We start from the raw sequence: 23,511 nt of genomic DNA on the forward strand, positions 1-23,511 counted from the left end.
GAGAAGCATAGCCCCTCGATCAGGGTCCTGGCGGCAGCGAGCGTTCGGTTACGAACCCCGGTCCTATGCCTATCACAGGCCCGGATCATGTAGACATCTAGACTTATCCCCGCCCTTCCGCTCCGTGCCATGCTTCCCCCGTCGCGGCAGGGCCGGGGCGGGGCGGACAGCTGACGTCTCCCTTGCCTGCCGCTGCGGGACCACGTGCCGGTCGGCCTGGGTGATGGAATGCATCCCGCCGTATCGGGCCAGACACGCGCCGGGCGAGCTGAAGAACGGCCCCGGCGGATCGCGCCGAGGGGCGTGGAGGGTCCCGTGCCGCGCGTCAGGCTACGGTGTGGGACCCTTCACGCCGCAGCACCTCCAAACCAAACCCTTCGCTGCGGCGAGCCGCGCGCGGGACACCCCGGACCATCGTACCACCGCGCAAGCGGACGATGAGGGCTGCCTCGCTTCCGGTCTCGCTGGCCCCGCGCCGCTGGCGCCCGGGGCCAAACGCCCGTGCCGCCAGCCAGCGCTCAAGCAGGCGGGCGGTCAGCCCGCCGGTAGCGCCACGAAAGAGACCACGGACGCTTCGGGCTGCCTCGCTTCCGATCACGCTTCGTGCCGGGCCGCCTCCGCGATCTCTTCCTCCGTCATCGGCAGGAACGCATCCAGCATGAATTCGGGTACGGGGCGCTTCGTATACGTTGCAAAGCGCGCCTTGTCGCCGGCGTAGAAACGGCGATAGGCCGCGATCGTATCGCCCTCGACCTTGAAGTCCTCGCCCATGCACTGGGGCGGAACGGTCCGCTCGCCTTCGCCGATGAGGCGGGCGAGGGCGTCGCGGTCGAAGCTGCGAAGAGCGTCATGGGCGCGGTGCGCCTTGCCGAAGCGGTGGACGTACTCCTCGCCGAGGGCGTCGGAGAGGTCCCAGGTCCAGCGGAAGTTGTCCGCGCTCTGCCGGACCCATCGGTTCATCGGATGGTTCGCGAAGGCGGGCTTCCACGGCGCCTCGCCGCCCGACAGCACGAGCGCGGTCGAGAGCATCTGGACGTTCTCGACCAGCATCTTGCCGACATGCTTGTCGCAATGAAGCCGGGCCGCAGCGCGCGGATCGGGGGAGAGGTGGAAGATGTTCATGAGTGATCAACGATTTGGACGCCGATCCCGTTCCCGCGACCGGAGCGCATTCTTTGCGCACTCCCTTGACAGAGCGCACCGGTTGCGCTTATCTGTGACACTTCCATGACACATAAGGAGGGCGACATGACACACTATTCCCACGCGGCGCCCCCGGCCCGCCGCTCGAACGTCTGCTACGCTTGCGTCGGCGCCATCGCGGCGTTGGTCGGCACGACGCTCGCCATGATGACGGGCGCCCCGGCGGTCTCCGATCAGGTGCCCGTCGCGACCCTGGCGCAGGCCGACACGCTGAACTGACGGGGGACCGGCCGTTCCTACGGCCGGCTCGCCGCCTCCGCCCGGCGCCTGGCCGTCGTGCTGTCCGTGTCTTCGAGGTGCAGGAGGCCGACCAGACGCCGGATGACCTGCTCCTCGAACGGGTCGCGCGTCTCGTCCGTCAGGACCACCCGCCACATGTCCTCGATCAGGCCGAGCTTGCCTTCGCGGTCGAGGCCGTCCCGCACGACGTGACTGAAGCCGTAAAGGTCGCTCGCTTCGGCTTGGTCGGTCTCCGCCTCGATCCGCGTCGTCCGCGCCTCGTCCCGGCTCATCGAGAAGCGGCGTTCGAGCACCCGGTCGATGACGGCCCGCTCGGCGTCGGTGTAGTCCTCGTCGGCCCGCGCGGCTTCGACGAGCAGGGCGGCGAGGGCGCGCGGCACGGACGCCGCCTCGTCCTTGGGTTCTTCCTTCTTGAAACCTTCGAACAGCTTTCCGAGCATCCTAGTCCTCCTGTTCCCGAAGCGCGTCGAGCGCCCGGCGATCCTTCTTGGTCGGGCGGCCAGCGCCCTCACCCCGTTCGAACACGGGCGGCGGCGCGACCTCCCGCGGCGGGGGCGGCGGCGAGTGGTCGGCGTAGAGCGCCCGCGCCTCGGCGGACGGTCCGCGCCGCTCGCCGAGCGCCACCACCTCGAGGACCAGGACCCGCCGGCCGCGGCTCAGCGCCACCATGTCGCCGACCCGCACCCCGAAGCTCGGCTTCTCGCAGCGCTGCGTCTGACCGGTGCGGGTGATGCGGACGCCGTCCTCCTGCACGGCTTTCGCCGCCCCTGCCTTCGTCTTGAAGACCCGGGCGTGCCACAGCCACCGGTCGAGCCGTAAGGAGGCGTCGGGCAGGGCCGTCACGCGGCGAGGAGCGCCTTGGCGCGCTTGAGGTCGGACAGAAACTTACCCTCCTCGATCCGCCGGGCCCCATCATCGGGCAGGCGAAGAAGATAGGCGGGGTGGAAGGTCGGGATCAGCTTCGACCCCGTCGGCAGGTCGAGCACCGTGCCGCGCACCCTAGCGAGAGGAACGGATTGGCCAAGAAGGCCACGAAGGGCCGTCGCGCCCAGCGTGACGGTCACGTGCGGCGCCACGGCCTGGTGCTCCGCCTGCAACCACTCGGCGCAGACGTCGACCTCGCGGGCCGAGGGCGTCCTGTGCAGTCGCCGCTTGCCGCGAAGCTCGAACTTGAAGTGCTTGACCGCGTTGGTGAGGTAGGTCTCGCCTCGCTCGATCCCGGCCTCGGTCATGGCCTGCGTCAGGACCTGACCCGCCGGGCCGACGAAAGGGCGGCCTTCGAGGTCCTCCATGTCGCCGGGCTGCTCGCCGATGAGGAAGAGGCGTGCGTCCGCCGGCCCCTCGCCGGTGACCGCTTGCGTTGCGGGCTCGTGCAACGGGCAGTTCGTGCAGCCGCGCACGAGGGTGTGGATGGCTGGCATGGCGAGCGGCCGCGCCTGTCGCTGCGGCATCGCATGGCCGAGCCGCGCCTCGTCGTCACGGCGCGCGTCCTCGGCCATCTTGGCGACCCGCGCGGGCGCCGCCTCGATCAATGAGGGGATGGCGCGCGCTTCGGGCAGGTTGCGCCAGTACTTCTTCGGCATCTCGGCGCGCATCGCCGAGACCTTGACCCGGGCGGGGTTGAAGATCGAGCCGTAATAGGTCCGCCAAGCATCTTCGAAGGCGTCGTCTGCCGGCACGTCCTCGCGCCGCCCGCCGGGCCCGACATGAAGGCGTTCCGTGTCCCACCGCACCGTCCGGCGCGGCGTCACGATGGTCCAGTCCATGTTGGCGAAGCGCCGGATGAAGAAGGGCGCTTCGCGTTCGACGATGTGATGGTCCGGCTCGAACCAGGCGACGAAACGCTCGGCGCCGTCCTGGGCCTCTACCCGCCGGAAGCGGACGAAGGCATGCATCTTGTGGGCGTCCCGACGGATCGCCTTCTCCATCCGGCGAAGCGCCGCGACCTGCGCATCGGCCGGGTTCTCGGCCAGCCCGCGATCGGTCAGCGAGCGGTACAAGAAGGCGTAGATCAACGAGAACCGGCTCGGATCCGAGTGATGCACCGCCACGTTGGCGAGCTCGACCGCCGGGCGGGGCAGGGTGACCTCGCCCTTCGCAACCGTCCGCTCTGGCGGCGCGGCGAAGAGGTCGTGCTCGGCGCCCCTGACGCGCCAGACGACCTGACCGGGCGGAACGCGGTCGGCAAGGAGGCATCGGGCCTCCCGTTGGAAGCCTTCGGCATCGTCCTCGGCATCGAGGGTGACGACAATGGTTGCGGGGGCGAGGACGGTCACCACTGGAAGCTAGCGCCGAGGGGTCAGGCGAACCACGTTCGCGGATGGGGCGGGCGCGGCTTTGTCCTCTTCGGTCTCAGCCGCCTCGGCGCGCTTCGCCTTCTCGGCCGCCCGCGCCTCTTTGACCTTGCGGTTCATGCTCGCGACGACCCGCTTCTGCGCACTCGACAACGCGTCGCCGGGACGGCCGAGGCCCGGATCCGCGAAGGCCGCGCCGTACTTGTCGAGCCGTTCGGCGACCGAGCCCGCGAACTCGTCCTCGAAGTCGGTAATCTCCCCGTTCTCGGCGAGCGTCTTGCGCAGACGGGCGATCTTGCGCTGGGCGTTGCGGGCGGACCGTTCGCGGGCCTTCTTCTCCCGCTCGCGCTGCTTCGCGATAGCCGCATCCTGCGCCTCTTGCGCGGCCGCCCAGTTCTTGCGCTGCCAATCCGACATATAGGAACACTTAGGGAACGACACGCGGATTCGCTAGCGTTCTCTCGCCTGAAACGCAGAACGGGCGGCCCGAAGGCCGCCCGTTCGTTCGCTCATTGGTCTCGCGCTTAGGAGGACGCACCGGTCGGCTGCGACGACGGGGTGTAACCCGTCGTGTCGGTCTCGGCGTCCGAGACCTCGTTGCTGCCGACGTCGTTCGCAGCGACGTCGTCGACGCGCTCTTCCGTGCGCTCGGCGAACTCTTGAACGCGGTGCGCGTACTCGGCGATCTTCGCGTTCGCGGCTTCGTTGAGGCGCTTCGCCGCGTCGCCGAGCTGGTCGGAGACCGGACGCAGGGCCCGGCGCTCATTGCCCGTCACGCTGAAGAACGAACCCGCGATCACACCCGCGGCGACCGCCGCGATGGCGGCGACGAGCGGACGCTCTTCGTAGAAGTCCGTCGTCGCGTGCACGGAGCGACGGGCAGCGTCCTGCGTGCCGTGAGCGAGGTCGCTGGCGTGCTGCTTCGTGCTGTCGGCGAAACGGCCCGCACGTGCCTGCGTCCCCTGCGCGAAGTCGGACGCGTGCTGCCGCGTGCTGCCGTACAGGCCACCCGCGCGGGACTTGGCGTCGCCGTAGAAGGCCGAGGTGCGGTCGCCCGCCCGTTGATAGAGACCGGAGGCCTTCTCGGTCTGACGGCGGCGATAGTCCCCGGCGCGCGTCTTGTACTCGCCGGCCTTCGACTTAGCGCGGTGCAGACGCTCGTCGATCCGCTGACGGAAGGACTTGTCGTCCTCGTCGTCGTGACGCTCGATCTCGAAGGCGCGGCCGCGCGCCTCGTAGAGGCGGTTCTGATAGGTATCCTCGTCCTCGTCGTCGAGGCGGGTATAGGTCCGGTCGATCGCTTCGGACGAGCCGATGACGCGGTGGGTCTCTTCCCACTCCGCATCATAGAGCGCGTCGAGCTCGGCCTGCTGCGCGGCGTAGTCGTCCGCGAAGACCTCCGCATCCGTATCCGCGCCGAGGCCGTAGGCCGTCGTTTCGTTGACATAAGTCGTACGGCCCGGACGCTTGGTCGCGAGGAGCGCCGCGCCGATGCCCATCAAGAGGAGCGGCACGGGGTTCTCGCGGGCTTGCGCCAGCGCGTTCCGCGTGACGTCCTCCGCATACTTGCCGCTGTCCGTACCGCGGAAGAAGCGGGTCGCTTCGTCCACCACGGCGCGCGGCTGCAGCTTGCGTTGCAGGGCGTCGATCGTCGCTTCGGTCCTGGCGCGCGTAGCCTCCAGGTCCGACTCGATCGAAGAGATTTCGTCGTTCTTAGCCATCAGACTGACTCCTTAACCATGTGTGCGTCGCGCGAGATGTTCGCTTGCGTCCGCTTGGGGGCGAGGTTCTTCGCCTTGAGATCCGCCGTGCCCTTCTTGAGAAGCACGTAGCCGATGATCGCGACCACGGCGCCGACGATCAGCGCGGCGAAGGCCGGATGCATCACTTCGGACAGGCCGTAGACCGCCGCGAGCAGAAGGAAGATCACACCGAGAAAGGCGATGCCGCCGCCGATCGCGATGTCCCTCACGCCGTGAACGGCCTGCGTCGCCTTCTCGCCGGCCTCGGCCTTGGCGAGCCGAACCTCGTCGCGGACGAGGCGCGACGTGTCCGACAGGAGGCTGGAGATCAGCGTACCAACGGACGGGTCAGCCACGTAGCCGGGGCCGCCCGCGACGCGGACTTGCTCCGCCGTGTACTCACTTCCGTTAGGGGGTGTTGCGCTTGCCATCTTGCCCTCCTTACTGGCGGTTCAGATCGTTGCCGAGCGTCGGATCGTTCGGATCGTTCGCCCGCGTTCCGGCGTAACCCGCGTCGGCTTCGCCGATGCCGCTGCCCGCCGAGACATCCGACGTCGCCGACGAGTAGGTCTCGTCGGCGAAGTTCGCGCCGCTCGTCGCGCCCGGACGGTCCGACGACGCCGCGCCGTAGTCGCGCGAACCGGAATAGTCGCCCGAAGCTCCGTCGTCGTAGAGGTGGCCGGTCTGTTCCGAGGCGGCGGCCTTCAGCGTGCGCGTGATCGCGACGCCGGCGGCGAAGCAGCCTGCCAAGAACAGGCCCGGATGGTTGCGCGCCGCGTTGCGCGCGACGGCCTGGAGCTCGTTCGGCGACTTGTTCTCGATCGAGCGGCTGACGTCCTCGAGCTGGTTCGCGACGGTCGAGAAGGCGCGGGTCATCCACGACTCTTCCACCGCGTCGGAGGCGGCGCGCAGGTCACGCGCGGCGAGGCCGAGCGCACCGGTCGCTTGCGCCTTTCGGGTCTCCGCTTCCTCACGAGCGCGTTGCTGGGCGTTGCTCTTGAGCTCGGCAGCCGTCGAGCGGGCTTGGTCCTTCGCGCTGTCGAACTGCGCGTGCGCCTCGCCCGAGACTTCGTGCGCGACGTCACCCGCCGCACCCTTGGCCTCTTTCGCCTTCTGGGAGGCCGTCGTCTTCGCCTTGGACGCCGTGTGCTTCACTGCCTCCGCGGCGTCGCGAACGGCCGTCTCCGTCTCTGGCTTGACCAGTTTCTCTTTGGCGTCGTGCGCCTTGTCGTTCGTCGTATCGTCCATGACACGCTCCTTCGGTTGTCCTCGGGAGGAGCAGGGCGCGCGAAGGCGCACCCCCTCCTTGCGATAGGGCAACACAGGCTCAGGGGCGCGGTTCCGCTCTTCGCTGCTACGCGCGTGAACGGACGGTCACGTCAGGGTGAGTAAAGCCGATTAAGGCAGCTTAAAGGGCGACTTCCGGCGAGAATTGGCCGTGCTTGCGGTAGCGGTAGAGGTAGCTGGGCAGCACGGCGTCCATCGCCGTCGGCGTGATGCCGAGGTCCGCGAACGTGCCGACCTTGCCGGTCTCTCCTACGACGTTGTCGCGCTTCAGGAGCTTCACCTGATCGGCGCTCAGCGGGGCCTGAACGAAGGGCAGCTTCGCGGCGAGGTCGCCAGCCTGTCCCACCAGCCCCGCAATGGGGAAGGGTAGGGGGACGAGCGCCCGACGGCGCCCGGTGACGTGCAGGGTCAGCTGCATGAGCTCCTTGAACGTCATCACCTCGGGTCCGCCGAGCTCGAAGGTCTTGCCGCGATGGGCCGGGTCGGTGACGGCCGCCGCGACTGCGTCCGCGACGTCGTCGACGTAGACGGGCTGGAACCGCGTCTTGCCGCCGCCGATCAGGGGCAGCGCCGGGGAGAGGCGGGCGATGCCGGCGAAGCGGTTGAAGAAGGCGTCTTGCGGACCGAACACGATGGAGGGCCGCAGGATGACGGCCTCGGGGAAGACCTCGGCGACGAGCCGCTCCGCCTCGCCCTTCGTGCGGGCGTAGTCGCTGTCACTGTCCGCGTCCGCTCCGATGGCCGAGACGTGGACGAGGTCCCGAACGCCTGCGTCCGCCGCCGACTCCGCCACGATGCGGGCGCCGTCGCGTTGCGTGCCGTCGAACGTGTTCTTGCCCACCTCGCCCAAGAGGCCGACGAGGTTGACGACGGCGTCGGCCCCCGCGACCGCGTCCTCGACCGAGCGGCGGTGGCGGACATTCGCCTGGAAGAGCTGCACCGTGCCGGGCACGCCGAAGACCTGAAGGTACTCGGCGAGGTGGGGCCTGCGGACCGCGGCGCGGACGCGCCAGCCGCGCGTGGTCAGCTCGCGCACGACGTGGCGTCCGAGGAAGCCCGAGGCGCCGAACACGGTGGCGAGCTTGGCCATGATCTGTCTCCGCGATGCTAGGCGCCCGTTAGCGGGGCGGGGCGCGCTTGTGTAGCCCCAGGGCTCGCGGGCAGTGCGGCAGGGGGCTAGGTGGGGCCCATGACAGGACCGACCGCGCCGAGCCCCGAACACATCAACGCACTGACCGAGCGCGCTGGACCCAGGGCGCTCGTCGAGGGCCCGGACCGCGAGGCGCACCTCACCGAGTGGCGCGGACGCTGGCGGGGGGAGACGCCGCTGATCCTGGCACCCGGCAGCACCGAGGCGGTCGGCGCCGTCCTCGCCTACGCCTATGAGAACGGCATCGCGATCGTGCCGCAGGGCGGGAACACTGGCCTCGTCGGCGGACAGGTGCCGAACGGCGAGGTGCTGGTCTCGACGAAGCGCCTTCGCAAGGTTCGCGAGGTCTCGCCCGAGGGCGGCACGCTGACGGCCGAGGCGGGGGTGACGCTCGCCGAGGTCCAGGCTGCGGCCGAAGAGGCCGGTCGGCTCTTCCCCCTCTCGATCGGCTCCGAGGGCACCGCGAATGTGGGCGGGATCCTGTCGACCAATGCGGGTGGGGTCTCGGTCCTCCGCTACGGCAACGCGCGCGACCTCACCTTGGGGATCGAGGCGGTCCTGCCGGACGGCCGGATCTGGCACGGGCTGAACGCGCTGCGAAAGAACAATACGGGCTACGACCTCAAGCAGCTCTTCATCGGCGGTGAGGGAACGCTCGGCCTCATCACGGCCGCCGTTCTGCGCCTCCACCCTGCGCCGCGCGAGCGGGTGACCGCCTTCCTCAGCGTGCCGAGCGCCGAGGCGGCGGTGGAACTCCTCGCGCTGACGCAGGAGCGGTCGGGCGGTCAGGTGACCTCCTTCGAGCTGATGAACGGCGCGACGGTCGACCTCGTGCTCGAACACTTCTCCGACCTCCACCGCCCGGTCGGCGAGGCGTCGCCTGCCTACGTCCTGACCGAGCTGACCGCCGGGACGGAAGGCACGCTACGCGCGGTCGCGGAGGGCCTGTTGGAAGAGGCCTTCGAGCGGGGGCTCGTGACGGACGGCACGATCGCCGAGACGCTGGCGCAGGCTGAAGGCCTCTGGGCGATCCGCCACAACGCGTCGGAGGCCATGAAGAACGACCCGACCTACTGCGTGAAGTGCGACGTCTCCGTGCCGGTCGCGCGCGTGCCGGCGTTCCTCGAGGAGGCGGACGCGTCGGTGGAGGCCTTGGTGCCGGGCGCGCGCGTCATCGCCTTCGGGCACATGGGCGACGGCAACATCCACTACGACGTGCTCGGTCCCGAAGGCGCCGACGATGCCGCGTGGCGGCAGAGGGCGAGCGAGATCGAACGCCGCGTCCATGACGTCGTGGTCGCGCATGAAGGCTCGATCTCCGCAGAGCACGGCATCGGCCAGCTCAAGCGGGACGAACTCGCCGAGCGGAAGAGCCCGGTCGAGATCGCTCTGATGCGGGCGGTCAAGCAGGCCTTCGATCCCAAAGGCCTGATGAACCCCGGCAAGCTCCTGTCGCCCGAAGCCTAGGCGGCCTTCGCGGCGTCGTCGCGCAAGATGAAGGCCGGCACGTGGTCGCCGAAGCCCACCACCCTGTCGCCATGGCTCATCGCCGGGCCGTCGTCGCGGCGCGACCGGCCACGGCCGCCGCGAGAAGAGCGGCGATCGTCGTCGCGCTTGTCCGTCTTGCGCGGTTCGTCCTTCGGCGCTTCGGCGGCGGCTTCGGACTTCTCCTCGACCTTTTCAGGCTTCGGCTCCTCCGCGACCTTCTCGTCCGCAGGCTTCTTCCGGCTGCGGCTCCTGGTGCCGGACTTGGCGAGCTCGCTGCGCTTGCGCCGAGGCTTCTCCTCGACTTCGACCGTCTCGAAGAAGTCGCCGAGGTCGGCCTCCTCGATGCCTTCCTGGCTCGTCGTCTTGAGGACGGCGTCGAACTGCTTGGTGTCGTTCGGCGTCACCAGCATCACCGCCGTGCCCTTGCGGCCCGCGCGGCCCGTCCGGCCGATCCTGTGGACGTAGTCGTCGGAGTTCACCGGTACGTCGAAGTTGAAGACGTGAGAGACCTCGGGGATGTCCAGGCCTCGGGCCGCGACGTCCGAGGCGATCAGCAGCTTCAGCTCGCCGTCGCGGAACGCCTTCAGCGTCTCCATGCGGAACGCCTGCGCCAAGTCGCCGTGGATCGGCCGCGCGTCGTAGCCGTGCTTCTGCAGCGACTTCGCGACGACGTCGACGTTCCGCTTGCGGTTGCAGAAGACGATGCCGTTCTGAAGGTTCTCCGCGTCGTCGATGACCTTGCGCAGGGTCGCGCGCTTCAGCGCGTCGCCGCCCTGCGGCATCTTCACGATCAGCTGCCGGATGGTCTCGGCGGTCTGGGCCGGGCGGCTGACCTCGACCCGCGTCGGCGCGGAGAGGAACTGGTTCGTGATCCGCGTGATCTCGTCGGGCATCGTCGCGGAGAAGAACAGCGTCTGCCGCGTGAAGGGCAGGAGGTTGAAGATCCGCTCGAGGTCCGGAATGAAGCCCATGTCAAGCATGCGGTCTGCCTCGTCGACGACCATCACCTCGATGCCGGTCAGCAAGAGCTTGCCGCGCTCGTGGTGGTCGAGGAGGCGGCCGGGCGTCGCGACGAGGACGTCGACGCCGCGCGTCAACTTCATCTCCTGGTCCTTGAACGACACGCCGCCGATCAGGAGCGCCATGGAGAGCTTGTGGTACTTGCCGTACTTCTCGAAGCTCTCAGCCACCTGCATAGCGAGTTCGCGCGTCGGCGCGAGGACCAGGCTGCGCGGCATGCGCGCCTTGGCCCTGCCCTTGGAGAGGCGGTGGATCATCGGGATGGTGAAGGCGGCGGTCTTGCCCGTGCCCGTCTGCGCGATGCCGAGGACGTCGCGTCCTTGCAGCGCTTCGGGGATCGCCTTCGCCTGGATGGGAGTCGGCTCGTCGTAGCCGGCGTCCATGACCCCTTGCAGGGTCTTCGGCTCGAGGCCGAGATCAACAAACTTCATGAGTGCCTTAGTGCTTGGTAGGTCTGAGGAGTCTTGCGTGAGTTGCGCGCCGCAAGCCGTCAGGCCACGAAGCGCAGGGCGGTCTGTCCTGCCTCGCCAGGGGGGCGACCCTGTACGGAAGTCTGGACGCGAGGCTGCGTGTTACGCCCTGATCTCCGCCTCGGCAGAATCGGCACCGCGCCTTCGCGACTGCGAGGTAAGCAGGGCGCGTGCCAAAGACAAGACGCCGTCTCGGGTTAAAGACGATCGGCAACCCAACGTGACCAAATCGCCACGATCGGGCATAGCATAGGGATGAGCGGACTTCCGACGGGCGTGCCCTGTTCCGATACGACGGTCGAGGTCGCGGGCCTGCGCCTGGCCGTCCGAATCTGGGGCGATGAGGCGAAGCCGCCCGTCCTCCTTCAGCACGGTCTCAAGGATACGGGCGCGAGCTGGGATTGGACCGTCGCCACGCTCGTGGACCGCTATTGCCTCGTCGTACCGGAGCTGCGCGGTCACGGGCGGTCGGCCCACGTGCCGGGCGGCGGCTATGGCGACGACGACTACCTTGCGGACTTCGCCGCGGTGAACGAGTGGGCGGAAGGCCGCTGGCCGGGGCCGATCGCGCTCGTCGGCCACTCGGCAGGCGGCAACGTCGCGCTTCGCTACGCCGCCGCCTTTCCGCAGAGGGTCTCGAGGCTCTGCGTCATCGAAGGTCTCGGCTTCTCGCAGGAGGCCTACGATCGCGTGACTGCGGCGCCCTGGGCTGCGCGCCTGCGGAAGGAGACCGAGGCGCGGCTCGCGCGGGGCCGCCGGCCGCGGCGGGTGTTCGCGGATGAGGAGGAGGCGATCGCACGGTTCGGTGCGCTCCACCCCCGATTGAGCGCCGCGCAGGCTCGCCACCTTGCCAAGGCCGCCCTGCGGCGAGGACCGGAGGGATGGACGTGGCGGCACGACCCGCTCGTCGCCTTCGCCACGGTCCGGCCGACCCCGCCCGCCGACTACCTGCCGCTCTACGCAGCGATCCGCTGTCCCGTGCTCCTGGCCTACGGGACGGACAGCTGGGCCAGCGATCCGGAGGCCGATGGACGCATGGCGGCGTTCGGCGAGGTTTCTCTGCGCCGCTACGCGGGGGCCGGGCACTGGCCGCATCAGGACCAGCCGGACGCGTTCGGGGCGGACCTTCGCCGCTTCTTGGAGAAGGGGGCTGCGGCCGGGCGTTGAAGAAAGCCGTGCGGGGCGCGAAGCGGTCGGTCCGGAGGCCCCTCATGACCACTGCCCGCGAGATCCACCTGACGCGCTACCCGGAAGGGAAGCCGACGCTCGATATCTTCGAGACCGTCGAGCGCGACTTGCCCGCGCCCAAGGAGGGGGAGGTCCTCGCCGAGACGCTCTACCTCTCCGTCGATCCCTACATGCGCGGCCGCATGCGGCCGGACGTGAAGAGCTACATTCCGCCCTTCGCGCTGGACGAGCCGCTCGACGGCGGCGCGGTCGGGCGGGTGCTCGAATCGAAGGTCGACGGCTTCGCGCCCGGCGACCTCGTCGTCGCGCAAGGGGGGCTCGGCTGGCGCAGCCACGGCGTCGTTCCGGCGGGCGCGCTTCGGAAGATCGACCCGAGCCTCGCGCCGCCCTCCGCCTTCTTGGGCGTCCTCGGCATGCCGGGGCTGACCGCTTGGGCCGGGCTGACGCAGCTCATCCGGCCCAAGGCCGGCGAGACGCTCTACGTGTCGGGCGCGGCGGGCGCGGTGGGCTCGCTGGTCTGCCAGCTGGGCAAGCAGAAAGGGCTTCGCGTGATCGGCTCGGCCGGCACGAAGGAGAAGCGCGACTGGCTGGTCCGGGAGGCGAGGTGCGACGCTGCGGTCGGCTACAAGGAGCACGACGCCGCCTCGCTGACGACCGCGTTGCGGGACCTCGCGCCGAAGGGGATCGACGGCTACTTCGAGAACGTCGGCGGGATGCAGCTCGAGGCCGTCCTCAACTGCATCAACGATCGCGGCCGCATCGCGCTTTGCGGGCTCATCTCGCAGTACAACGCGACCGAGGCGCCTGCCGGTCCTTCGAACTTCGCGAACCTGCTGACCCGGCAAGTGCTGATGGAAGGCTTCATCGTCACCCGCTTCATGGACAGGACGGAAGAGTTCCTCAGCGAGGTCGCGCCGCTCGTCGCCGCCGGGCGGGTCAAGCACGAGGAGACGGTCTATGAGGGCCTGGACCGAGCGCCCGCCGCTTTCGTCGGCCTCTTCGAGGGGACGAACACCGGCAAGATGGTGGTGAAGGTAGCCGAGTAGAGCGAAACGATCGCGGCCCTGCGCCGCCTTGCGCTTGGGCGCCGACGCCTCTACGTGCCTTGTTCCCAGAGATTCCGGAGACCTTATGGCCCGCGTCACCGTCGAGGATTGCATCGACAAGGTCGACAACCGTTTCGACCTCGTCCTCCTGGCCGCTCACCGCGCCCGCCTGATCGGCTCGGGCGCGCCGCTCACCGTCGACCGCGACCGTGACAAGAACCCGGTCGTGGCCCTGCGCGAGATCGCGGACGAGAAGATCACCTCCAAGGAGATCGCCGACGACCTCGTCACCTCGCTGCAGACGCAGCTGGACGTCGACGAGCCGGAAGAGGCCGAAGGCCTGGCGGCGGCGAAGGCCGACCTGCCCGAGCACGATACCGTCTCCGAGGAAGACCTCCTCAAGGCGCTTCAGTCGACGGGCATGGCGCCGATCTCGCCCTCGAACAAGTGACACCCTGTGGCTGCCGATGGCGCGCCCTTCGCACAGACGGACCCGGCGCCAGCGCGCCCGGCGGCAGGGCGCGCTTCGGCGCAGGGTGGCGACGCAGAGGCGCAAGCGATCCTTCCTGAGGGTTCGGCGCCTGACGGCGCGCATCAAGCTGTTCCGGACGCTGAGGCGGCGGGCGCACCGTCGGCGGCGCGGGGCGGCGAGGCGGCGGTAGCGCCGCACAAGGGTCCGCCTCCCGGCTTCATCCGGCAGTACGAGCTCGTCGACCGCGTGCGGGCTTACGATCCGCAGGCGGACGAGGGCCTCCTGAACCGGGCCTACGTCTTCTCGATGCGGGCGCACGGCGATCAGAAGCGCAGCTCGGGCGATCCCTACTTCACGCACCCGCTCGCCGTGGCGGCGATCCTGACCGAACTCAAGCTCGATCCGGCGACGATCGCGACCGCGCTCCTTCACGACGTCGTCGAAGACACGGAGGTGACGAGCGAAAGCATCGCCGAGATGTTCGGCGACGAGGTCGCGGCCCTCGTCGACGGGGTCACCAAGATCTCCAAGCGCGAACTTGCGGCGGATGCCGACGGGAAGGCGGAGAGCTTCGCCAAGTTCATCATGGCGACCGCGAAGGACGCCCGCGTCCTCCTGGTCAAGCTCGCCGACCGCCTGCACAACATGCGCACCCTCGAATACATGGCCGAGGAGAAGCGCCGCCGGATCGCCACCGAGACGATGGAGATCTACGCGCCGCTCGCGGGCAGGATCGGCGTTCATCGCATCAAGGAGGAGCTCGAGAACCTCTCCTTCGAGCACCTCTTCCCCGAGGCCTATCAGGGGATCACGGCGGAGCTCGATCAGCTCGCCGAGGGCGCGGTCCACGACGTCGTCACGCTCGCCCAGACGATCCGCCGTAAGCTGACCGAGGCGGGCCTCGAGGCGGAGGTCACGAGCCGGCAGAAGCGCGCCTTCTCTATCTGGCGGAAGATGCAGCGCAAGGAGAGCCTGTTCGAGGAGTTGGCCGACATCTACGCCTTCCGGGTCATCGTGAAGGACACGGCGGCCTGCTATCGCGCGCTCGGCGTCATCCATACGGCCTTCCCGATGATCCCGGGCGAGTTCGACGACTACGTCTCGACACCGAAACCCAACAACTACCAGTCGATCCACACCGCCGTCCTCGTCACCGGCGACGGGCACAACGGCCAGAAGGTCGAGGTGCAGATCCGCTCCAAGACGATGCACGAGACCGCCGAGCGCGGGATCGCGGCGCACTGGCGTTACAAGGACGCCGCCGCGCAGCAGAAGACGGGGCAGACGGTCGAGATTCATCAGAGCGGGCGCTACGACACCTATGAGTGGCTGCGAAGCACCGTCGGCAGCCTCGAGGAGGGGGGCGACCCAGCCGAGTTCCTGGCCCAGACCAAGCTCGACCTCTACCGCGATCAGGTCTTCCCCTTCTCGCCCCGCGGCCGCGTCATCCCGTTGCCGCAGGGGGCGACGGCGCTCGACTTCGCCTACGCGCTGCACACGGAGATCGGCGATTCCTACGCCGGCGTGAAGATCAACGGCGTCGCGCGGCCGAACAGGACGCCGCTCAAGTCCGGCGACGTCGTCGAGATCCTGCGCGCGGACGATGCGCCCATTCCGTCCGACTGGGAACGGCTCGTCGTCACCGGCACGGCGAAGAGCGGCATCCGCCGCCGGATCCGCATGCTCGCGCAGAAGGAGCAGCTGAAGCTCGGCAGGCGGATCGTCACGGCTGCCTTCGCCACGCGCGACCTGCCCTTCGGCGAAGAAGCGGTGAGGGGGGCGGCGAAGCGCATGGGCTATCGCGGGCTCAAGCCGCTCCTCGAAGCGGCGGGCCGGCTCGAAGTCTCCGGTCAGGACGTCGTCTCCGCCGTCTATCCGAACCTGGAAGCCGCCGGACGCAGCCAGCCGGGCGCGCCGGTGGCGGCGGGGCGAACGCTGCCCGCGGCGCAAGTCTCGCTCGAAGGCGTCTCCCGCGGGGCGCAGGTTCGACTCGCCGATTGCTGCGGGCCGTTGCCCGGAGAGCGCATCGTCGGGGTTGCGGGGCAGGGCGGCACGGTCGCCGTCCACCGCATCGACTGCGACGTCCTGGCGGCGGCGGCGGATGCCGACTGGCTGAACCTCGCTTGGTCGAGCGCGCCGAGCACCGCCTTCGTCGCGCCGATCGTCGTCACCGTGAACAACCGGACGGGCGCGATCGGGCACATCGGCACGATGCTGGCCCGCTACGACGCGGACATCGTGGACATGAAGCTCGGCAACAGGGAGGCCCGCTTCTCGGACCTCTGCTTCGACATCGCGGTACGCGACGCGCGGCACCTGGCGAACGTGCTGACGGGCTTGCGCGCCTCGGACTACGTGGTCGAGGCGAAACGGTCGGAAAAGGAATGCATATGAAGACGGCGGAGGTATTGCAGCTCTTCGAGGAGACGGGCGCCCTCAAGCGGGGGCACTTCATCCTCTCTTCGGGGCTGCACTCCGATACCTATCTCGACAAGTCGGTCGTCAGTACCTACCCCGACAGGACCGAAGTCCTCTGCCGCGCGCTCGCCGAGAAGATCGAGGCGCGGATCGACGACGCGCCCGACTTCGTCGTCTCCCCCGCGATGGGCGCGATCATCTACGGTTACGAGACCGCGCGGCAGCTTCGCGTTCCCTTCGTCTTCGCCGAGCGGACAGACGGCGGCTTCGCCTTTCGCCGGTTCCCCCTGCCGAAGGGGGCCAAGGTCGTCGTCGTCGAGGACATCGTCTCGACGGGTCTCAGCGCGCGTGAATGCATCGCCGCGGCGAGGGAGGCGGGCGCCGACGTATTGGGCCTCGCCTGCCTGATCGACCGGTCGGACGGAAAGTCCGATGTCGGCGTGCCGCTCGTCCCGCTCGCGCAGCTCGACGTGCAGGCCTGGCCCGCCGACGCCCTCCCCGACCACTTGCGTGACCTGCCGGCAGTGAAGCCCGGCAGCCGGGGCCTCGCGTGAGCGGCAACCCCGCCGCGAGCGCGCCGCGCTGCCGCCTGGGCGTGAACATCGACCACGTCGCGACGATCAGGAACGCACGCGGCGGCGCGCACCCCGACCCCGTCCGGGCCGCCGAGCTCGCGCTCATGGCGGGGGCGGACGGCATCACCGCCCACCTGCGCGAGGACCGTCGCCACATCCGCGACGAGGACGTTCAGCGCTTGCGGGCGCTGGATGCGGCCTTGAACCTCGAGATGGCCGCGACCGAAGAGATGCTGGCGATCGCGCTCGAGCTGCGCCCCCACGCGGTCTGCCTCGTGCCTGAGAAGCGAGAGGAGCGCACGACCGAGGGCGGCCTCGACGCGGCGGGGCAGGAGGAGGCTTTGCGCCGCTTCGCCGAAGAGCTGGGCGCGGCGGGCTCTCGCCTCTCCCTCTTCATCGACCCCGACGAGCGCCAGGTCGAAGCGGCGGCCCGCATCGGCGCGCCCGTCGTCGAGCTTCACACCGGCGAGTACGCCGAGGCGGCGCTCTCGACGACGCCGACCCGCATTCAAGCCGCCTGGGACGCGATCGACCGCGCGGCGGCGCTCGGCGACCGGCTGGGGCTCGAGGTTCACGGCGGGCACGGCCTCACCTTCCAGAACGTCTCCAACATCGCCGCGATCCCGGCCATGCGCGAGCTCAACATCGGCCACTTCCTCGTCGGCGAAGCGGTCTTCATGGGGCTCGACGACGCGATCCGGGAGATGCGGCGCCTGATCGACGACGCGCGTACGGGGATGCTCGTATGATCGTCGGCATCGGCTCGGACCTCATCGACATCCGCCGGATCGAACAGACCCTCGAGCGGCATGGCGAGCGCTTCACCTACCGCGTCTTCACCGACATCGAGCGCGCCAAGTCCGACAAGCGGCGAATGCGCGCCGCGTCCTACGCCAAGCGCTTCGCCGCGAAGGAGGCGACGGCCAAGGCGCTCGGCACCGGGCTCAGCGGGGGCGTCTTCTGGCGCGACATGGGCGTCGTGAACCTTCCCTCCGGCGCGCCCACCATGCAGCTGACGGGTGGGGCGAGAAAACGCCTGGACGCCATCACGCCCAAGGGGCACGAGGTCCAGATCCACCTGACCATCACGGATGACGGTCCGCTGGCCCAGGCCTTCGTCATCCTCTACGCTTCGCCCCAGGCCCGATGAGAAGGCCCAACGAGATGAGCATGACCGGAACGAGCAGCCGCAGCGCCGGCATGAAGGACGAGACCCTCGACGAGAAGAAGCCCATGACCGCCGGCGAGGAGGCGTGGGACATCGCGAAGACCGTGCTGATCGCGGTCGCGGTGACCCTCTTCGTCCGCTTCTTCCTGTTCCAGCCCTTCAACATCCCGTCGGGCTCGATGAAGCCGACGCTCGCCGTCGGCGACTTCATCATCGTGGACAAGATCGACTACGGCTACTCCAAGGCGTCGCTGATCTACCCTCTGACGCGCCTGCCGGGCGAGGGGCGGCTCTTCGCCGATACGCCCGAGCGCGGCGAGGTCGTCGTCTTCAAGAACCAGAACGACCGCAACCGCGACTACATCAAGCGCGTCATCGGCCTGCCTGGCGACACGGTTCAGGTCATGCACGGCCGCCTCTACGTCAACGGACAACAGCTCGCGCGGACCCCGGTCGAGGGCGAGCCCGACTGCGACGGCTATCCGGGCGGACAGCTCTATCGAGAGACGAACACGGACGGCGTCTCCTACGTGATCCAGGAGTGCCGCGGTGACGACTACGAGTACGACCGGACGCCGCTCATCACCGTGCCCGACGGCAACTTCTTCATGATGGGCGACAACCGCGACAACTCCCTGGACAGCCGCACGCCGACCGTCCGCTTCGTGCCTGAGCACCAGCTCGTCGGCCGCGCGACGCGCATCGCCTTCTCCGTAGACGGCGACAAGTCCCGCCTCTGGCAGGTGTGGAAGTGGCCGGGCGCCATCCGCTACGGCCGGATCGGCGACAAGGTCGAGTGAGGCGGTGAGCCGGCGCAAGGACGCCGAGGCGGCCGTCGAGGAGGCGATCGGGCACAGCTTCGAACGGCGCGACCTCTTGGACCGCGCGCTGACGCATTCCAGCCTGTCGGGCGGGCGGGCCGACGTGCGCGACCTCGAGCGGCTCGAGTTTCTCGGCGATCGCGTCCTGGGCCTCCTCACCGCCGAAGAACTCTGGCGCCGCTACCCTCAGATGGCGGAGGGCGAACTCGCCCCGCGGCTCAACGCGCTCGTGCGCAAGGAGACCTGCGCCGAGGCGGCGCGCAGCTGGAAGGTCGGGCCGGCCTTGAAGCTGTCGCGTGGCGAGGCGGCGAATGGAGGGCGCGACCGCGACGGCGTCCTGGGCGACGCCTGCGAGGCGCTTCTGGGCGCGCTCTACGTCGATGGCGGGCTCGAGGCGGCGCGCCGCGCTTATGACAGCTTCTGGCTCAAGCACTTCGACCGCATCGCGCGGGGGCACGAGGACGCCAAGACGGCGCTGCAGGAGTGGGCGCAGGAGAGGGGGCACGGCACGCCCAGCTACGAAGACGCGGGGCGGAAGGGCCCCGACCACGCGCCCGTCTTCACCGCCCGGGTCATCGTCGGCAGTGTGGCGCCGGAGGTAGCGGAAGGCGCCTCGAAGCGCGCCGCCCAGACAGAGGCTGCACGAAAGGTGCTGATCCGGGAAGGGGTGTGGTCGGACGATGGCTAATTGGGGAGCTGAACTGCGCCAAATGGGGTGGTTCGCACTGGCAGGCATCATATCAATTTGCCTCGCCGAGGCGACGGATAGTGCTCTGTTGGCCTATTGCCCCATCGTGTTGTTTTTCGTCCTTGTGTTCCTACCCAACCAACACCGGGAACTTAAGAGGAGACGAAGCAACACGACGACCAGTCCGCATATGGATAATGTAGTTGCCCCCCGCTCATTCTCAAGACTGATACGCCTGGTGGTAGTGACCTGGATTTCTTGTGGTGTTGTCTCAATGTTAGCGGCAGGGTTGGAAGTGTTATCTAACCGTCTGATTGGATATATCCCAATACTGCTCGCGTCTATATTGGCGGTCTGGAAGGCGGTTCCGATCGTTGGTGATATCGACGAAAGGACGGGAAACGCACGGCGCCTTGGGGGCCGGTATTATAAATCCGTAGTGGGGGTATCAGGGGCGATGCTGGCAGCGGTTGTTTGGTTCACATCTGACAAGATTATGGAGGAGACGTTAGGAGTCGTTGTTCATGTGAATGATCTATCGACGTTTTCTAGCGCCTTTGTGCGTGCGTTGTTTGCGACTAGTGCTCTCGCAGGTTCTATAACCGCTTTGTCCCAGCCTACTAAACGGGTTCTTTGTTGATATGACCGGTCAGACGTCACGCTGCGGCATCGTCGCCGTGCTCGGCGCGCCCAACGCGGGCAAGTCAACCCTCGTCAACCGCCTCGTCGGCGCGAAGGTCTCGATCGTCACCCAGAAGGTGCAGACGACCCGCGCCCGCATCCGCGGCATCGCGATGGAGGACGGCGCGGACGGCAAGGCGGTCCAGATCGTCTACGTCGACACGCCGGGCATCTTCGCGCCGCGCCGCGCGCTCGACCGCGCGATGGTGCAAGCCGCTTGGGAGGGCGCCGAAGGGACCGACGCGCTGATCCTGATGGTCGACGCGCCGTCCTACATCGCCGCGTCCGATGAGGCCGGGAAGGCTGCGGCGAGGCGCGCGGCGGAGGACACGGACCGGATCGTGGACGGCCTGAAGGAGCAGGGGCTCAAGGCGATCCTCGTCCTCAACAAGATCGACCTCATCCCGGCGCCGCCGCTCCTCAAGCTCGCCGATCGCATGAACGCGGAAGGCGTCTTCACCGACACCTTCATGATCTCCGCCGACAAGGGGCGGGGGACGGACGACCTCAAGCGGCACTTGACGTCGCTCATGCCCGAAGGGCCGTTCCTCTACCCCGAGGATCAGCTCTCGGACATCTCCGACCGGCTGATGGCCGCCGAGGTGACGCGCGAGAAGCTGTTCCTCCGCCTCCATCAGGAGCTGCCCTACAGCCTGACGGTCGAGACCGAGGGCTGGTCGCGCACTAAGAAGGGCGAGCTTCGCATCGAGCAGGTCGTCTACGTCGAGCGGGAGGGCCAGCGCGCCCTCGTCCTCGGACGGAAGGGGCACACCATCTCGACCGTCGGGCGCCTCGCGCGCGAAGAGCTGACCGAGCTTCTCGGCGAGACCGTGCACCTCTTCTTGTTCGTCAAGGTCCGCGAGAACTGGGCGCAGGACGCGGAACGCTTCAGGGGCCTCGGCCTCGAGGGCCTGCCCAAGCCGTGAACTGGTCGGACGATGCGATCGTCCTCGACGCGAGGGCCCAAGGCGAGAGCAACGCGATCGGCGACCTCTTCACGCGCCTTCACGGCCGGCAAGGCGCGATCGTCTATGGCGGGCAGGGCAAGTCGAAGGGTCCGCTCCTGCAGCCCGGCAACGGCGTCGCCGTCACCTGGCACGGCAAGGGCGAACGCGCCCTCGGCTACTTCGACCTGGAGCTGCGCCGCCCCCGCGCGGCGGGCGCCCTGGCCGAGCGGCACGCGCTCCTCGGACTGACGGCGGTGACCGATACGCTGGCGACCGTGTTGCCGGAGGGCGAGCAGCAGACCCAGCTCTACGACGCGACCTGCGTGATCCTCGACCACGTCGAGGAGAAGCTCCTCTTCCCGATCCTGCTCGCGAAGTGGGAGGTCGGCCTCCTCGACGCGCTCGGCTTCGGTCTCACGCTCGACCGCTGCGCGGCGACGGGCCGGATGCTCGAGGACGGCGCCGACCTCGTCTTCGTCAGCCCCAAGAGCGGCACCGCCGTCAGCCAGGAAGCGGGAATGCCGTACAAGGACAAGATGCTGCCCCTTCCGCCCTTCCTCATCGGCATGGGCGAGCCCGTGCGGGGCGACGTCGCCGCCGCGCTCCGCATGACGGGCTACTTCCTGGAAGACCGCCTACTGGCCCCGGCGGGCAAGACCCTGCCCGAAGCCCGGCGCAAGCTGGAGACACGCCTATGACCGTGACCGACCTCAAAGCGGAGGCCGCCGCGCGGCCCGAGACCTGGTCGCCGAAGATCGTCGCCGAGGTCAACGGCGCCATGGTCAAGGTCGCGCGCCTCGAAGGGCAGTTCGTCTGGCACGACCACGCGGGAGAGGACGAGGCGTTCTTGGTGCTGAAGGGCAGCCTGCGCATCGAGTACGAGGACCGCCCCGCCGTCACGTTGAACCCGGGCGACCTTCACGTCGTGCCGCGCGGCGTTCGCCACAATCCCGTCGCCGACGAAGAGTGCCTGATCGCGCTGATCGAACCGGCGAGCACGGCGCATACCGGGGCGGAGGTCACGCCGCTGACGCGTAGCCTGGAAGAGCAGCGAACCGGCTCGATCAGCCCGCGTGACGGCGGACGCGCGCCTCGGTAGGATCAAACGAGATCGGGGAGAGCGTGATGGGCGGAAGGCGCGAGTTTGGTCCGAACGGCGCTGTGCTCGATCATATGTCCGACGGGATGCGGGCTCGGTACCGCCGACCGTTCGGGCGATGGCAGCCACGCCAAGTTGCGGTTTGGATTGCCCTCGTAAGCGCAATGGCGCTTTGCTACGCAGTCGTACTCGCCTCTCTGCCTGACTGGTATGTCGCTCCCCCATGGACGGGGATCGTGTTCCTCGTCGTGATCTCGTTTTCGCTCGTCGCCGATATCGTAACGACTACGGTTCAGCGGCTGACTGGCTACGAGATCGGCGCGCGCGTGTGGGCGATGATCTACCTGTTGATCATCACGAATGCTCTCACGGCGTTGTTCATGGAGGGCCTTTTGGTCCAGTGGCCTGCATCTTCGACAGCAGGCTGACCCAGGCCGGAGTCTTCGCTATGGGCACGTCCATGCTGCGCATCGGCCCGCACACCCTGACGAACAACGTCGTCCTCGCGCCCATGTCCGGCGTGACGGACCTGCCGTTCCGGCGTGCCGTCGCGGCCTGCGGGGCGGGGATGGTGGTTTCCGAGATGGTGGCGTCCGAAGAGTTGGCGCGAGCGCGGCCCGACGTGGTGCTGCGCGCGGCGTTGGACGAGGGGCTCGGCCTCAACGTCGTTCAGCTCGCCGGTCGCGAGGCGCGCTGGATGGCCGAAGGCGCCCGGATCGCCGAGGCGAACGGCGCGGACGTCATCGACATCAACATGGGCTGCCCCGCGCGGCAGGTGACGGGCGCGCTCTCCGGCTCTGCCTTGATGCGCGACCTCGACCACGCCCTGACGCTGATCGAGGCGACGGTCGGTACCGTGTCCGTTCCGGTGACGCTCAAGATGCGCCTCGGCTGGGACCATGACAGCCTCAACGCGCCCGAGCTCGCGCGCAGGGCGGAGGAGGCGGGCGTACAGCTCGTCACCGTGCACGGCAGGACCCGCTGCCAGTTCTACAAGGGCGAGGCGGACTGGCACGCCGTCCAGGCGGTCAAGGACGCGGTGACGATCCCGCTCCTCGTCAACGGCGATGTCAGGACCGCTGGCGACGCCCGCGCCGCGCTCGCGGCGTCGGGCGCGGACGGCGTCATGATCGGCCGGGCGGCGGAGGGGCGCCCCTGGCTCCTCGCAGGCATCGCCAGGGCGCTCGAAGGTGGCGGCGAGGCGCAGGAGCCCGATCCCCGCACGCGGGCGCGCATCGCGGTTCGTCACTACCGCGAGACCGTCACGCACTACGCATGCGGCCACGGCCAAAGCGCCGAGCGGGGCAGGGCGCTCGGCATCCGCACGGCGCGCAAGCACGTCGCGGCCTATGTCAGGCACGTCCACGCTTCGGCGCCGGACGGCGGCCGGGCCCTCGCGGGCGCGCTCTGCCGGTCGACCGATGCCGAACAGGTCGCCGCCGGCCTCGAGGCGGCGATGCTCGAGGAGCCCGCCGCGATCGCAGCCTGAGGCGAAGGCGCACAACGTTCGTTCA

The 23,511-nt window shown here is 68.9% G+C and carries 26 protein-coding genes; 16 read left to right on the top strand and 10 right to left on the bottom strand.

All coding sequences use genetic code 11. The annotated features are described in order from the left end of the window. Positions 1-594 precede the first annotated feature (594 nt). Positions 595-1,122, bottom strand: a complete 528-nt coding sequence (locus GGQ59_RS04290; RefSeq protein ID WP_183816129.1) for a hypothetical protein — start codon at positions 1,120-1,122, stop codon at positions 595-597. 126 nt (positions 1,123-1,248) lie between these two features. Here GGQ59_RS04290 and GGQ59_RS04295 point away from each other — a divergent pair, with 126 nt between their 5' ends. Further along, positions 1,249-1,422 carry a hypothetical protein gene (locus GGQ59_RS04295; RefSeq protein ID WP_183816131.1) on the top strand — a complete coding sequence of 58 codons (174 nt, stop codon included), beginning with the start codon at positions 1,249-1,251 and terminating at the stop codon, positions 1,420-1,422. Positions 1,423-1,439: 17 nt separating this feature from the next. Here GGQ59_RS04295 and GGQ59_RS04300 read toward each other — a convergent pair whose 3' ends face one another. The 8 genes from GGQ59_RS04300 to GGQ59_RS04335 all read right to left on the bottom strand — a co-directional run bounded on the left by GGQ59_RS04300 (position 1,440) and on the right by GGQ59_RS04335 (position 7,856). After that, a complete protein-coding gene (locus tag GGQ59_RS04300; protein ID WP_183816133.1) occupies positions 1,440-1,883 on the bottom strand; it encodes a tellurite resistance TerB family protein in 444 nt (147 codons plus the stop codon). A 1-nt stretch (position 1,884) separates the two neighbouring features. After that, positions 1,885-2,286 carry an RNA-binding S4 domain-containing protein gene (locus GGQ59_RS04305; protein ID WP_183816135.1) on the bottom strand — a complete coding sequence of 134 codons (402 nt, stop codon included), beginning with the start codon at positions 2,284-2,286 and terminating at the stop codon, positions 1,885-1,887. Next, a complete protein-coding gene (locus GGQ59_RS15355) occupies positions 2,283-3,719 on the bottom strand; it encodes a UdgX family uracil-DNA binding protein (protein ID WP_221400858.1) in 1,437 nt (478 codons plus the stop codon). The genes GGQ59_RS04305 and GGQ59_RS15355 overlap by 4 nt, the downstream gene beginning before the upstream one ends. Before the next feature lie 9 nt (positions 3,720-3,728). Beyond that, positions 3,729-4,154, bottom strand: coding sequence for a hypothetical protein (locus tag GGQ59_RS04315; protein ID WP_183816137.1), 426 nt, complete (start codon positions 4,152-4,154; stop codon positions 3,729-3,731). Between the two features lie 107 nt (positions 4,155-4,261). Then, positions 4,262-5,458 carry a DUF3618 domain-containing protein gene (locus tag GGQ59_RS04320; protein WP_183816139.1) on the bottom strand — a complete coding sequence of 399 codons (1,197 nt, stop codon included), beginning with the start codon at positions 5,456-5,458 and terminating at the stop codon, positions 4,262-4,264. Next, positions 5,458-5,910, bottom strand: a complete 453-nt coding sequence (locus GGQ59_RS04325) for a phage holin family protein (RefSeq protein WP_183816140.1) — start codon at positions 5,908-5,910, stop codon at positions 5,458-5,460. The genes GGQ59_RS04320 and GGQ59_RS04325 overlap by 1 nt, the downstream gene beginning before the upstream one ends. Before the next feature lie 10 nt (positions 5,911-5,920). Further along, on the bottom strand, positions 5,921-6,727 hold the full coding sequence (locus GGQ59_RS04330) for a hypothetical protein (protein WP_183816142.1): 807 nt from the start codon (positions 6,725-6,727) through the stop codon (positions 5,921-5,923). A 160-nt stretch (positions 6,728-6,887) separates the two neighbouring features. Continuing rightward, positions 6,888-7,856, bottom strand: coding sequence for a complex I NDUFA9 subunit family protein (locus GGQ59_RS04335; protein WP_183816144.1), 969 nt, complete (start codon positions 7,854-7,856; stop codon positions 6,888-6,890). Between the two features lie 99 nt (positions 7,857-7,955). Here GGQ59_RS04335 and GGQ59_RS04340 point away from each other — a divergent pair, with 99 nt between their 5' ends. Then, on the top strand, positions 7,956-9,383 hold the full coding sequence (locus tag GGQ59_RS04340) for an FAD-binding oxidoreductase (protein ID WP_183816146.1): 1,428 nt from the start codon (positions 7,956-7,958) through the stop codon (positions 9,381-9,383). Here GGQ59_RS04340 and GGQ59_RS04345 read toward each other — a convergent pair. Continuing rightward, positions 9,380-10,855, bottom strand: a complete 1,476-nt coding sequence (locus GGQ59_RS04345; protein WP_183816148.1) for a DEAD/DEAH box helicase — start codon at positions 10,853-10,855, stop codon at positions 9,380-9,382. The two genes, GGQ59_RS04340 and GGQ59_RS04345, sit on opposite strands and share 4 nt — an antisense overlap. 294 nt (positions 10,856-11,149) lie before the next feature. Between GGQ59_RS04345 and GGQ59_RS04350 the strand changes: the two genes are divergently transcribed. From GGQ59_RS04350 to dusB, 14 genes are all read left to right on the top strand, one after another. Then, on the top strand, positions 11,150-12,061 hold the full coding sequence (locus tag GGQ59_RS04350; RefSeq protein WP_183816150.1) for an alpha/beta fold hydrolase: 912 nt from the start codon (positions 11,150-11,152) through the stop codon (positions 12,059-12,061). 44 nt (positions 12,062-12,105) lie between these two features. Next, a complete protein-coding gene (locus tag GGQ59_RS04355; RefSeq protein WP_183816152.1) occupies positions 12,106-13,128 on the top strand; it encodes an NADP-dependent oxidoreductase in 1,023 nt (340 codons plus the stop codon). Positions 13,129-13,213: 85 nt separating this feature from the next. Then, positions 13,214-13,579, top strand: coding sequence for a DNA-directed RNA polymerase subunit omega (gene rpoZ, locus GGQ59_RS04360; protein WP_183816153.1), 366 nt, complete (start codon positions 13,214-13,216; stop codon positions 13,577-13,579). 6 nt (positions 13,580-13,585) lie between these two features. Continuing rightward, the gene (locus GGQ59_RS04365; protein WP_183816154.1) at positions 13,586-15,994 is read left to right on the top strand and encodes a RelA/SpoT family protein; all 2,409 of its coding nucleotides are present in this window, start codon (positions 13,586-13,588) and stop codon (positions 15,992-15,994) included. Beyond that, positions 15,991-16,572 (top strand): orotate phosphoribosyltransferase, encoded by a 582-nt coding sequence (pyrE, locus tag GGQ59_RS04370; protein WP_183816155.1) that lies wholly within the window; start codon positions 15,991-15,993, stop codon positions 16,570-16,572. Before GGQ59_RS04365 ends, pyrE begins: the two co-directional genes overlap by 4 nt. Further along, a complete protein-coding gene (locus GGQ59_RS04375) occupies positions 16,569-17,342 on the top strand; it encodes a pyridoxine 5'-phosphate synthase (protein ID WP_183816156.1) in 774 nt (257 codons plus the stop codon). The genes pyrE and GGQ59_RS04375 overlap by 4 nt, the downstream gene beginning before the upstream one ends. Continuing rightward, entirely contained in the window at positions 17,339-17,743 is a 405-nt protein-coding gene (gene acpS, locus GGQ59_RS04380) for a holo-ACP synthase (protein ID WP_183816158.1), read from the top strand. The genes GGQ59_RS04375 and acpS overlap by 4 nt, the downstream gene beginning before the upstream one ends. A 20-nt stretch (positions 17,744-17,763) precedes the next feature. Next, entirely contained in the window at positions 17,764-18,561 is a 798-nt protein-coding gene (gene lepB / locus GGQ59_RS04385; protein ID WP_221400859.1) for a signal peptidase I, read from the top strand. Positions 18,562-18,565: 4 nt separating this feature from the next. Then, positions 18,566-19,270, top strand: coding sequence for a ribonuclease III (gene rnc, locus GGQ59_RS04390; RefSeq protein WP_183816159.1), 705 nt, complete (start codon positions 18,566-18,568; stop codon positions 19,268-19,270). Positions 19,271-19,911: 641 nt separating this feature from the next. Then, positions 19,912-20,877, top strand: coding sequence for a GTPase Era (gene era, locus GGQ59_RS04395; RefSeq protein ID WP_183816160.1), 966 nt, complete (start codon positions 19,912-19,914; stop codon positions 20,875-20,877). Continuing rightward, positions 20,874-21,596 carry a DNA repair protein RecO gene (gene recO / locus GGQ59_RS04400; protein ID WP_183816161.1) on the top strand — a complete coding sequence of 241 codons (723 nt, stop codon included), beginning with the start codon at positions 20,874-20,876 and terminating at the stop codon, positions 21,594-21,596. The genes era and recO overlap by 4 nt, the downstream gene beginning before the upstream one ends. Continuing rightward, a complete protein-coding gene (locus GGQ59_RS04405) occupies positions 21,593-21,997 on the top strand; it encodes a cupin domain-containing protein (protein WP_183816162.1) in 405 nt (134 codons plus the stop codon). Before recO ends, GGQ59_RS04405 begins: the two co-directional genes overlap by 4 nt. A gap of 236 nt (positions 21,998-22,233) precedes the next feature. Further along, on the top strand, positions 22,234-22,425 hold the full coding sequence (locus GGQ59_RS04410) for a hypothetical protein (protein ID WP_183816163.1): 192 nt from the start codon (positions 22,234-22,236) through the stop codon (positions 22,423-22,425). Positions 22,426-22,445: 20 nt separating this feature from the next. Beyond that, positions 22,446-23,486, top strand: a complete 1,041-nt coding sequence (gene dusB / locus GGQ59_RS04415) for a tRNA dihydrouridine synthase DusB (protein WP_183816164.1) — start codon at positions 22,446-22,448, stop codon at positions 23,484-23,486. Positions 23,487-23,511 lie beyond the last annotated feature (25 nt).

The sequence above is a fragment of the Parvularcula dongshanensis genome (assembly GCF_014199615.1).
Classification (GTDB): Bacteria; Pseudomonadota; Alphaproteobacteria; order Caulobacterales; family Parvularculaceae; genus Parvularcula; species Parvularcula dongshanensis.